Genomic DNA, 12,450 nt, shown 5'->3' with positions numbered 1-12,450 from the left:
AGGAGATTGTTTTTAAAAAAAACATTATAATTTGTTATTTGAATGTGATGTTTTTTTATAAAACATTTTGTTGATAGTTATATTTAATTTAATTTTTATAAAGATATTAATTATTTTTTAGGGAAATAACGGCGGTGTTAAGTCATAATTAAAAATGTAAAGATGCATAAAAATGCACATTTATATTGACAGAAGGTTTATTTTATTAATAATGCCATCTATATTTGTCAGTTACAATTTACGTCTTGTATTTTATTACTTAATAGAGGAGGGTGAACTTTAATAAATGTCATAGGCTTTTTGTGTGATATTAATTTAATGCGGAGTGTGTATAAATGCATAAAGTTAGGCATGCATCTAAATTATTTCGTCCATTACTTTTATCTACAATTATCAGCCATGTTGTTTGGTCAGGTTCCAGCATAGCTGAAAGTATTGAATTGGATTACTCAGCGAGCAGTATCGGCCCCACTTCGGTGAAATTATCCGATGCTATTTATGGTGATGGCAATTACACCGCGAAGGTCAATGTTGATAATCCCAACACCTCGCTTGAGGTTTATCTTGGCGCAACGGAAGCCAGCGGTAAAAGTTATAACGTTGGAGATTACTCGGTAGATATACAGGGCAATAACACCTCACCCTTGAGTCCGTATTCCGCTTTCTTTGGTCTGGCAGTTGATAAAAATAATGCGGTTTCAATCAATAATTTCAGTTTCAACAATAACCTGAGCGTGGGTGATGGTCATCATCATAATAACACGGCGCTGTTTGCTTCTAATGGTTCACAGGTAACCATCAATGGCAAAGTGTATATCAATTCCCTGGTTGAAATGGATACCAGCGGGGCAAGTACCGGAACCACTGCAAATAATGGCCTGTATGCGACGGGAGTTGGCACTACAATTACCGCCAATGAAGGGGATGTGTATATTAACACCTACGCCAAAAACTTTTTGGAGGCGTTGGATCATAATGAACATTACCCCAGTGGTGGCTCGAAAAGTGATGCTGTTAGCGGCAAGCGCGGTGGTCAGGTAACAATTAACCAATCGGGTAATTATCAAGTTAATTTATTGGGTAATCTGGACTTAGGCAGTGAATTTGATACCGGTAGCAGAATTACCGCCGTATTAAATGGCGGCAATTCTTATTGGCACGGTACCGAGTTCAATACCTATAATGCAACCAATAATACCTGGGCGGGTAAATTGGATGTGACGTTAATGAATAAAGCGCAGTGGATACCCGATGCAGTTAATGCAGAAATCAGCGCATTAAATCTGCAAAAATACGGTATCGTTAATTTGCATGGTTTTAACCTTCACACCAATAAAAGTCAGAATGAAAGTGTCAAAATTTATGACTTACAAGGCAATGAAGGTATTTTCCTGGTTGACGTGAACACCAGTAAAACCGATGACCAGCGCAGAAATGGCAGTGATTTTATTGAAGTGGTCAGCAGTAGCACTGGCGGGACTCACTATATTGAAGCACTGAACGTCAATAAATTTAGCGATTTGAGTGAAGATATTTGGGTGGCAGATGCTGCCAATAATGTCAGCTTTAAAGCTTATGATCAGATAGATATTACCAACGAATATGTTTATGACTATAAGCCTATTCTCCGCTCGGATATTAAAGACGGAGATCCGCAAAGTCAGTTTGGGACTAACTGGTATGTTACCGGCGTGGATAAAAAACTCAGTGCCGGGAGTGATACCGCGATGGCGAATGCCAGTGTCAATTATACCACCGCAACCGCTCGCCTTGAAATTGATAGCCTTAACAAACGCTTGGGTGAATTAAGAAATGACCAACAGGAAAATGGAGTTTGGTTGCGTTATAAAGGCGGTGAGATGAAGAGTGATGAGGGCAGTTATTTTAAAAACCAATATCACTTTTATCAGCTAGGTTATGACCACAAAAATGAGAATGAGTACGGCATCTGGACAACAGGGTTGGCTGCTCATTATCTGACCGGTAAATCTACCTTTGACCAAGGTTCAGGCGATAACAAAAGCTACGGCGGCAGCCTTTATGGTTCATGGAATCGGCCTGAGAAGCAGGATTATGTCGATTTGGTATTGAAATACAGCCACCTGAAGAGCGATTTTGATTACCGAAATACACTGGGCACTGCTGATCATGGTGCGGCGAGCAACTGGGCCTGGAGTGCGAGTGGTGAATATGGTCGTGAGTTTTCAATCGGTAACGGCAATTTTATCGAGCCTCAAGGGCAACTGGTTTACACCCATATTGATAAAGCCAACTACACTACCAGCAGTGGGCTACAGATCCAGCAGGACAATATTAATAGTGTGATCGGTCGTGCTGGGGTGCGGGTAGGGCATCGCTTCGAGGAAAACAGTAAAAATGATGTTTATCTAAAAGTCGATTTACTGCATGAGTTTGCCGGTGATCGCAATGTCACTATTCGCGGGAAAGACGCCACCTTAGTCTCTAAACAAGAGGGTAAGGATAGCTGGGTAACCTACGGTGTAGGAACCAATATCCAGTTAACTGAGGATAACAATTCTCGCTTTTATTTTGATGTGGAAAAATCTTCCGGCGGTGATATCAACACTAATTGGCAAGTGAATGCTGGCCTGCGTTGGGAGTTTTAATTCAATACAGAGGGCAGGGGGGGATTCCTGCCCTTTCCCCCTATTAAGAGGTAAAGATTTGCATCGACATCAAAAATTAGTGTGATAACTAACAATAACTTTTCAATCTGACTTTTCTTATTATTCATGGCCCGTATAATCCCACTCTTTCTGTTGATTTGCCGAGGTGGTCGTGAAGCAACTTTCTGGTTTGTTGGGCGAATTACGGCAAAAGTTACGTGCCGGTTTCCCTGACCAGGCCGGTATTCGGCAAATTATCTTGCCCGCGCCGGGACAAGTGGGTAATCAATTGCTTGAATGGCTTGCCGCACAAGGCCATTTTCCTCAATTCTATTGGCATCATCGCGATGGTCATGAAGAGGCTGCCGTCTGTGGGCAAACCCGGCAATTTAATGATGTAGCATCAGCAGATCAATTTATCCAACAGCATAGTGCTGTGGCGGGTTTACGCATTTGGGGACTGAATGCGTTTGAGCCGGTCACTATTATTGTCGAAGCAACAAATATTGCCGAAACAGCAAATATTGCCACACCCGCTGCTGAAGCCCCGCAGCAAACCCAAACTAGTTTCTTATTTTTACCGCGTATTGAAATTTTGCGGCGCGGTAACAATACCCATTTGACTCTTAATCTGGTCAGTGACTATTCCCTCGCACAAGACGCCTTGCTCGCCATCGCCTTTATTGATCAACTGGTTATCGCCAAACCCCTGCCTGCATTGGACGTGGTGGTTGAAAATGCCAGCCATATGCCGGAATACCCGCAGTGGAGCCGCCTTATTCAGCAGGCTTTGGGCAATATTGAGCAACAAAAAATGGAGAAAGTGGTGCTGGCGCGGGCGACCCGCTTGCGGCTGGATAAACCGCTCTCTTGCGCGGCTTTTATGGCCGCCAGTCGGCAGGTCAATCATCACTGTTTTCACTTTATGCTGCGCTTTGATGGCTCCCGAGCATTTTTGGGCTCCAGCCCTGAGCGCCTGTATTTGCGCCAGCTTCATCACCTGGAAACAGAAGCTCTGGCGGGAACCACGTCAAATGATAACGACACGGCACAAGCCACTGCGTTGGCTGATTGGTTGATGCATGATGAAAAGAATCAGCGCGAGAATTTGCTGGTGGTTGATGACATTTGCCAGCGCTTACAAGGCGGGGTGGTGGCGGTGGATGTCATGCCACCAGAAATTATTCGCTTGCGAAAAGTGCAGCATTTGCGCCGCCGTATTCATGCGCAGCTTAACCGCGCCAATGATGCTGATTGCCTATACCGGCTGCAACCGACGGCGGCGGTGGCAGGGCTGCCACGCAATGTTGCCCGCCAGTTTATTAGCGAAAATGAGCCTTTTTCTCGTGGCTGGTATGCCGGTTCGGCGGGCTACCTCTCCCTGAAACAAACTGAATTCACTGTAACACTGCGTTCGGCATGGCTGGACGACAGCCAAATTCATCTGTATGCCGGTGCCGGTATTGTCGCCGGTTCGGATGCTGAACAGGAATGGCAAGAAATTAACAATAAATTGGCGGGGTTACATACTTTGCTGACTAATGAAAATTATAATCCTAAAATGTAATCATTAACCGCATTCACTATGTGGTCGGATTATGGCTCTTATGCCGGTTTTGGGGAGATAATGATAAGAATTTTACTATTAATCAGTCACTCCGGGCTTTTTCAGAGGAAAGCATGTTCCTCATGCTGATTATCGGGATTGCAGTGTCTGTTAACTGACTTTTGGGCGAACCATGTCGACAAGCGTTTTTAACCGTCGTTGGGCGGCATTGCTACTGGAGGCGTTAAGTCGCCACGGTGTGCGTCATATCTGTATTGCGCCGGGTTCCCGCTCGACACCGCTAACCTTAGCGGCGGCGGCAAATCCCTCGCTGGTTTGCCATACCCATTTTGATGAGCGCGGCTTAGGGCATCTGGCATTAGGATTAGCAAAAGCTTCCACTGAGCCAGTGGCGGTGATTGTCACGTCCGGCACGGCGGCGGCCAACCTTTATCCGGCCTTAATTGAAGCCGGGTTGACTGGTGAGCGCCTGATTTTATTGACCGCTGACCGCCCGCCAGAATTGATAGATTGCGGAGCTAATCAGGCCATTCGCCAGCAAGGGCTGTTTGCCAGCCACCCGACATTAAGTCTTAATTTGCCACGGCCGACGCCAGATATTCCTGCGCGTTGGCTGGTTTCCACCCTCGACAGTGCGATGGCGCAATTACACCATGGCGGGCTGCATATTAACTGCCCGTTTGCCGAACCACTCTATGGCGGTGATGAGCAACTCTATGCCGATTGGTCTGCCACCTTGGGTGACTGGTGGCAAGATTGCCATCCTTGGTTGCGCCAATCCGGTTATTTGCCGCAAATTCAGCAAGCTGACTGGTTTTTCTGGCGTCAAAAGCGCGGGGTCATTATTGCCGGGCGTATGACGGCAGAAGAGGGCGAACAGCTCGCCGAATGGGCAGAATTACTCGGCTGGCCATTGATTGGCGATGTGCTGTCACAGACCGGTCAACCGCTACCTTGTGCGGAGCTATGGATTGAACATCCGAGCGCACAGCGCGTGCTGGCGCAGGCGCAGATTGTCTTGCAGTTTGGCAGCAGCCTGACTGGCAAGCACCTGTTGAAATGGCAAGAACAATGCCAGCCGCAAGAATACTGGCTGGTCGATAACTTACCGGGCCGCCTTGATCCCGCCAATCACCGTGGGCGCAGAATTATTTCTCCGGTGAATGAATGGCTGAAACAGCATCCAGCACAGCGCCGAACCCCTTGGGCTACCGAGCTAATTATAGGGGCGGAAAATGCTCATGCGCATGTCGCCGAGGCGCTAAATGAACAATTCAGTGAGGCGGCGATTGCCCATCTGCTGGCTGAATTATTACCCGAAAATGGGCAGCTTTTTGTCGGTAACAGTTTGATTGTCCGCTTGATTGATGCGCTTGGTCAATTACCGGTGGGCTACCCGGTTTACAGTAATCGCGGTGCCAGTGGCATTGATGGTTTGTTGTCGACCGCCGCCGGTGTCCAGCGCGCCACCGCCAAGCCGACGCTGGCTATTGTCGGGGATTTATCCGCCCTCTATGACCTTAATGCGCTGGCTTTATTGCGCCAAAGTTCAGCCCCAATGGTGTTGTTGGTGGTGAACAATAATGGCGGGCAGATTTTCTCTCTGCTGCCCACCCCAGAAGCTGACCGCCAGCGTTTTTATTGCATGCCGCAAAATGTGAGTTTTGAGCATGCCGCCGCGATGTTTGGCTTAGGTTATGCCCGCCCAGAGAGCTGGCTGATGCTCCAGCAACAGGTAGAACAATGCTGGCACCACGGCGGAGTCACACTGATTGAAATACAGGTGCCGCCGAGCCAGGGGGCAGAGACGCTGCAACAACTGGCGCAACAGGTGGCTCATTTATGACGCTGGCATGCCGAAAACTCAGCCCACATCCCCAATCCTCGGCGCGGCAACATAGCGGGCCATGGTTAGTTTGGTTGCATGGTTTGTTGGGAAGCGGCGAGGATTGGCTGCCCGTAGCAGAATTATGCGGTGACATTCCCTCACTGCTCATCGACTTACCGGGCCACGGCAACTCTGTGGCTCTGACGACCACTAGCTTTGAAGATATCAGCCGCCAGTTAAGCGAAACATTGCAAGCTAATGGCATTCGCGAATATTGGCTGGCGGGCTATTCTTTAGGCGGTAGAATCGCGATGTTTCATGCTTGTTATGGAAATCCTGTTGGTCTGCAAGGGTTATTGGTCGAAGGGGGCAACCTTGGGCTGGAAAGTGATGAGCTGCGAGAAGCGCGCTTTCAGCAAGATTGCCAATGGGCGCAACGTTTTCGCCATGAACCTTTGCCACAAGTGCTCACCGACTGGTATCAGCAGGCGGTATTTGCTGACTTAGATTCGCAACAACGCGAGCAATTAGTGGCGGAGCGCGCCAATAATCATGGCCCGGCGGTGGCTGATATGCTGGAAGCTACCTCACTTGGGCATCAACCTTGGTTATTACCGGCCCTGCAACGGCTTAATGTCCCATACACCTATTTGTGCGGTGAGCGCGACCACAAATTCCAGCAATTGGCCCGCCAATACCCACTGCCATTACGCACTCTGGCTCGTGCCGGACACAATGCTCATCGGGCGAACCCCGGCGCATTTGCCGCGCAGGTGCTTTCATTTTTATCACAGTCTTCATTTTCACCACCATCCCGTTAAAGGAATGCTTACTATGCTTTATCCGAGCGAAGAACAGCTGTATGCCGCCATCGAATGGCAAGATTGCTCTGCCGGGTTTGAAGATATTCGTTATCACAAATCCAGTGATGGGATCGCCAAGATCACCATCAATCGCCCTCATGTGCGTAATGCATTCCGCCCATTGACGGTGAAAGAGATGATTCAGGCGCTGGCTGATGCCCGCTATGATGACAATATCGGCGTCATCATTTTGACCGGTGAGGGCGAAAAAGCCTTCTGTTCCGGTGGTGATCAGAAAGTTCGTGGCGACTACGGCGGCTATCAGGATGCCAGTGGTACCCATCATCTGAATGTGCTGGATTTCCAGCGCCAGATCCGCACTTGCCCGAAACCAATTGTAGCAATGGTTGCCGGTTATTCTATTGGCGGCGGGCATGTATTGCATATGATGTGCGACCTGACTGTTGCTGCTGATAATGCCATTTTCGGCCAGACTGGGCCAAAAGTCGGTTCATTTGACGGCGGCTGGGGCGCGGCTTATATGGCGCGCATTGTTGGCCAGAAAAAAGCGCGCGAAATTTGGTTCTTATGCCGCCAGTATGATGCTAAACAAGCATTGGATATGGGGCTGGTGAATACCGTGGTGCCTGTTGCCGAGCTGGAAAAAGAGACGGTGCGCTGGTGCCGTGAAATGCTGGAAAACAGCCCAATGGCGCTGCGCTGTCTGAAAGCGGCATTGAACGCCGACTGCGATGGACAGGCGGGCCTGCAAGAGTTGGCCGGCAACGCCACCATGTTGTTTTATATGACAGAAGAAGGTCAGGAAGGGCGTAATGCATTCAATGAGAAGCGCCAGCCAGACTTCAGCAAATTCAAGCGTAATCCGTAATGCGCGCGGCCACACTTTACCGCTATAGCATCCCGATGGAAGCTGGGGTGATACTGCGGCATCAGCGGCTAAAAAGCCGCGATGGATTATTGGTGAAATTGCAGCAAGGCGAGCAGACCGGCTGGGGGGAAATTGCTCCCTTACCAGAGTTCAGCCAGGAAACCTTGCCAGAGGCGCAAGCCGCCGCTATCACTGAGTTACAGCGCTGGGTAAATGGCGAAAAGCCGGAACTCAGCTCATTGCCCTCGGTGGATTTTGGCCTCAGTTGCGCACTGGCGGAGCTTGATGAATTATTGCCGTTGACGGCGGATTACCGCAAAGCCCCGCTGTGTACTGGCGATCCAGACGAGTTGTTCGCGGTGCTACAGGCTTTGCCGGGCGAGAAAGTCGCCAAGGTAAAAGTCGGGCTGTATGAAGCGGTGCGCGATGGCATGATTGTTAATGTGCTGTTGGAGGCTTTACCTGATTTGAAACTGCGGCTGGATGCCAATCGCAGTTGGACGCGGGCCAAAGCCGAGGGTTTCGCCAAGTATGTCAATCCCGAATTGCGCTCCCGCATTGCGTTTTTAGAAGAACCCTGCAAAACCCGCGCCGAATCCCGTGAGTTTGCCCGTGATACCGGCATCGCCATCGCCTGGGATGAAAGTGTGCGCGAGGCGGATTTCAAGGTAGAAGCCGAGCCAGGTGTGGTGGCGATTGTCATCAAACCGACATTGGTGGGCAGCATCGCGCGTTGCCAGCAATTGGTGCAGCAAGCACATCAAGCGGGGTTGGTGGCAGTTATCAGCTCAAGCATCGAGTCGAGCTTGGGGCTGACTCAACTGGCCCGATTGGCGGCGTGGTTAACCCCAGCAACAGTGCCGGGGTTGGACACCTTGAACCTGATGCAGGCGCAAGTTGTTCGTCAGTGGCCGGACAGCACTCTGCCGCTATTGACAGACGATCAACTGGACGTGCTATGGCACAGCTAAGTGATTGGCCTTGGAAGTATTTATTTCCACGGCAACACTTATCGCCATGGAAATACTTATCGCCATGGAAATACTGGGCCAATCTGCGGCCTCGGGCGACAGCTATTCGCTCGGGGTCGCAACGGATCAGTTGGCAACAATTAGCGGCTGATATTGATAATCTGGCGGCGAGTTTTCAACAGCAGGGAGTGACGCCCGGCTGTGGCGTAGTGCTGCGCGGCAAAAACAGTGATTCACTGCTGCTGGCCTATCTGGCGGCCTTGCAGTGCGGCGCTCGCGTATTGCCCCTCAACCCGCAATTGCCAGAGCCACTGTTGGCGCAACTTTTGCCACAGTTGAATATTGATTTTATGCTGAATCTGGCTGATCCGCTCCCTGCGCAACTCAGCTTTATTCCGTTGAATTTCAATACTGAGCATGGCGCGGTAGATTTTGTTGCCTGGGATAGCCAACGGCTGGCGACCATGACATTGACCTCTGGCTCCTCTGGTTTACCCAAAGCAGCGGTGCACACATTGGCGGCCCATCTGGCCAGCGCTCACGGCGTCTTGCGATTGATGAATTTTACGGCGGATGACAGTTGGTTGCTGTCATTACCGTTATTTCACGTATCGGGGCAGGGTATTGTCTGGCGCTGGCTAAGTGCCGGGGCGGGCTTAGTGGTGCGAGCGGGGATGCCGCTATCTGACGCGTTGGTGGGGTGCAGCCATGCTTCACTGGTGCCCACCCAACTTTGGCGTTTATTGGAGAGTCCAGACCCGGTGCTCACCTTGAAAGAGGTGTTGCTAGGGGGCGCGACTATCCCGACTGCGCTGACCGAGCAAGCCGAAGCTCGTGGGATTCGTTGCTGGTGTGGTTATGGCTTGACGGAATTAGCCTCGACCTTGTGTGCCAAACGCGCTGACGGCATGCCCGGTGTAGGTGTGGCGCTAGCAGGGCGGCAAGTGAAGTTGGTTGAGGGTGAGGTTTGGGCGAAAGCAGATTGCTTGGCTGCGGGCTATTGGCAACAGGGTGAATTGCAACCCATAACTGACAGCGAAGGTTGGTTCCATACGCGCGATCGTGGTGAATGGCAGCAAGGCGAGCTGCGGATTCTTGGGCGGCTGGATAATTTGTTTTTCAGCGGCGGCGAGGGTATTCAACCTGAGGATATTGAGCGCGTTTTGTTGCAGTATCCGGGGGTGCAGCAAGCTTTTGTTATTCCTGTTGCTGATAGTGAATTTGGTCACCGGCCCGTGGCGGTGATTGATGCCGATGAGGCCGTGGATGATGCCGTGTTAGCAAACTGGTTAGCACCACAACTGGCGACATTCCAGCGCCCGGTGGCTTTTTACCGCTTACCGGCGGAACTTAAAAAGGGTGGGATTAAGGTCTCGCGGCGGGATGTGGCTGATTTTGTGGTTAAGATGAATTGAATTGAATTGAATTGAATTGGTGATTGGGTTCGGTTGATGATTGATCGGGTTCGGTTGTTAAAATTTCACGGCTCACTTAACTTCCATAGTTTCAACCGCCAAAGGGTGCGGGCGCGCACCCTTGTGGAATCCCGCGCTGGCGCACGTATCGCTAGCCCACTGTGTGGGTTCCCTCACTCATCATTTCGCTGGCGGGACGGCTTTACGCGGGTCCCTCCGCGTGACGCCTAAATCCGCCGTTCATGGCGGATTTCCCTTGCTACACTCTTCACTCGGCGGCTCAAATGTGCTTTTAAACTTCAAAACCTAAAAACAAGGTTTTGAATTGGCTTTTGATGTTGAGCGCATTCAGGAATATTGCCGACAAGGATGGAGGGTGTAGAGTGAGCGGGCATGGACGCCCGCGAAAAGCGCGCTTGAGCATGGATTGCGAATCGCGCTGGCTCGTCAGCCCGAAGGACGCAGGCGGTTTACCCGTAGGGCAATATTTCGCGCAAGCGCGGGATTGAATAAGGGGCCACGCTTATGGCCCCTTTGCCAGTTGGTTCATAGGAGGTTAAGTAAACTCAGTTGCTTTAACAACCGAACCTGATCGCAAAACTGATATTAACCGAACCCGTCCACCTAATAGTGATAAACAAAAAACGTTAATTTAACCCCAGCGCTTTCTTCACCCCATTACCATAATCCGGGTGAACCTGTGTAAATAATGCTATCTGACGGCGTTGAATTTCTTCAGGAATTTGCGACAACTCACCCGCAATACGGGTAAACATCCGCTGATGTTCTTCTGCGCTGAGCAAGTTGAATAACGCCCGAGGTTGTGAGAAGTAATCAGTATCTTCGCGGTGATTCCAGTGATCTGCGGCCCCTTCTAATGTCAATGGCGGCTCACTGAAATCAGGTTGTTCCTGGAATAAACCAAAACTATTTGGCTCGTAAGTCGCCCCATTGCCACTGTTACCATCAACGCGCATAGCGCCGTCACGGTGATAATTATGGAACGGACATTTGGCACTGTTCACTGGGATCTGGTGATGATTAACCCCTAAACGATAACGTGCCGCGTCGCCGTAGGAAAACAGGCGGCCTTGCAACATACGGTCAGGAGAGAAACTGACCCCCGGCACCACGTTGGCAGGGTTGAATGCGGCTTGTTCTACTTCAGCAAAATAGTTCTCTGGATTGCGGTTCAGTTCGAAGAAACCAACATCAATCAGCGGATAATCGCCGTGCGGCCACACTTTGGTCAGGTCGAATGGGTTATACGGGGTTTGTGATGCTTCATGTTCTGGCATCACTTGAATTTGTAGATTCCAGCGCGGGAAGTCGCCGCGTTCTATCGCTTCATATAAATCGCGTTGAGAGCTTTCACGGTCCGCCCCAATCAGTTTTTCAGCCTCATCATCCATCATATTTTCAATGCCTTGCTGGCAGCGGAAATGGAATTTAACCCAAAAACGCTCATTGGCGGCATTGATAAAGCTGAAGGTATGGCTGCCGAATCCGTGCATGTGGCGATAAGATTTCGGCAGGCCACGGTCACTGAAATCGATAGTGAGCTGATGCAGAGCTTCGGGTAGTTGAGAGAAGAAATCCCATTTATAAATTGGGTTGCGTAGGTTGGTGCGCGGGTCGCGTTTCACTACGTGGTTCAGATCGGGGAATTTCAATGGGTCACGTAAATAGAATACTGGCGTATCATTGCCGACCAAATCCCAATTGCCTTCCTCGGTATAATATTTCATGGCAAAGCCACGAATATCACGTTCGGCATCGGCAGCACCGCGTTCGCCTGCCACTGTAGAGAACCGCACAAACATTTCAGTTTGTTTGCCTGGCTCGGCGAAAATTTTTGCGCGCGTATATTTCGTGATGTCGTGAGTGACAGTAAATGTGCCGTAAGCGCCAGAGCCTTTAGCATGCATGCGGCGCTCTGGGATAACTTCACGATCGAAATGGGCCAGTTTTTCTAAGAACCAGACATCTTGCAGTAGCATGGGGCCACGTCGGCCAGCAGTGACGACATTATTATTATCAACGACGGGGGCGCCCGCTGCGGTGGTTAATCCTTTCTTTTTGCTCATCATTTTCTCCAGTATTTCTGTTGAATTGATTGCTTTTCGGGTGTTTTAAAGCATTACATTTTGCCAAAAGTCTGATTGGTAAAATAATAACTTAAACAACATCAGCGAGTTATTCCTTGATCTCCACACTAGTTGTAGCCTTATTAGTGGTATTCGGCAAATAGGTACGCCTTATTGTTATCATTGTTTGCATATGCCCGTCATACTTCAAGCTGCATGTGCGTTGGCTACTTTCGTTACTCGGCCCGTCCATGGGCCTCGCC

8 protein-coding genes are annotated in these 12,450 nt (G+C 49.9%); 7 read left to right on the top strand and 1 reads right to left on the bottom strand.

The genetic code is table 11. The features are described from left to right. Positions 1 to 335 precede the first annotated feature (335 nt). From OVO64_RS02665 to menE, 7 genes are all read left to right on the top strand, one after another. Complete coding sequence (locus OVO64_RS02665; protein WP_145510239.1) at positions 336 to 2,627, top strand: autotransporter outer membrane beta-barrel domain-containing protein; 2,292 nt, start codon at positions 336 to 338, stop codon at positions 2,625 to 2,627. Positions 2,628 to 2,799: 172 nt separating this feature from the next. Continuing rightward, positions 2,800 to 4,194 carry an isochorismate synthase gene (locus OVO64_RS02660; RefSeq protein ID WP_038631858.1) on the top strand — a complete coding sequence of 465 codons (1,395 nt, stop codon included), beginning with the start codon at positions 2,800 to 2,802 and terminating at the stop codon, positions 4,192 to 4,194. Positions 4,195 to 4,366: 172 nt separating this feature from the next. Further along, the gene (gene menD, locus OVO64_RS02655; protein ID WP_038631860.1) at positions 4,367 to 6,040 is read left to right on the top strand and encodes a 2-succinyl-5-enolpyruvyl-6-hydroxy-3-cyclohexene-1-carboxylic-acid synthase; all 1,674 of its coding nucleotides are present in this window, start codon (positions 4,367 to 4,369) and stop codon (positions 6,038 to 6,040) included. Further along, on the top strand, positions 6,037 to 6,843 hold the full coding sequence (menH, locus tag OVO64_RS02650) for a 2-succinyl-6-hydroxy-2,4-cyclohexadiene-1-carboxylate synthase (RefSeq protein ID WP_038631862.1): 807 nt from the start codon (positions 6,037 to 6,039) through the stop codon (positions 6,841 to 6,843). Before menD ends, menH begins: the two co-directional genes overlap by 4 nt. Positions 6,844 to 6,856: 13 nt before the next feature. Next, entirely contained in the window at positions 6,857 to 7,714 is an 858-nt protein-coding gene (gene menB / locus OVO64_RS02645; protein ID WP_038631864.1) for a 1,4-dihydroxy-2-naphthoyl-CoA synthase, read from the top strand. Continuing rightward, positions 7,714 to 8,685 carry an o-succinylbenzoate synthase gene (menC, locus tag OVO64_RS02640; protein WP_038631866.1) on the top strand — a complete coding sequence of 324 codons (972 nt, stop codon included), beginning with the start codon at positions 7,714 to 7,716 and terminating at the stop codon, positions 8,683 to 8,685. The genes menB and menC overlap by 1 nt, the downstream gene beginning before the upstream one ends. Continuing rightward, positions 8,673 to 10,100: an o-succinylbenzoate--CoA ligase gene (gene menE, locus OVO64_RS02635; RefSeq protein ID WP_267248601.1), complete on the top strand. Its 1,428-nt coding sequence runs from the start codon at positions 8,673 to 8,675 to the stop codon at positions 10,098 to 10,100. The genes menC and menE overlap by 13 nt, the downstream gene beginning before the upstream one ends. A 647-nt stretch (positions 10,101 to 10,747) precedes the next feature. On the opposite strand, the gene OVO64_RS02630 is transcribed toward menE, so the two are convergent. Beyond that, positions 10,748 to 12,187, bottom strand: a complete 1,440-nt coding sequence (locus OVO64_RS02630) for a catalase (protein WP_172667598.1) — start codon at positions 12,185 to 12,187, stop codon at positions 10,748 to 10,750. Positions 12,188 to 12,450: the final 263 nt, after the last annotated feature.

The organism is Yersinia sp. Marseille-Q5920, from assembly GCF_946902935.1.
GTDB classification, from domain to species: domain Bacteria; phylum Pseudomonadota; class Gammaproteobacteria; order Enterobacterales; family Enterobacteriaceae; genus Yersinia; species Yersinia rochesterensis.
This window is presented reverse-complemented; position numbering and strand designations above follow the sequence as displayed.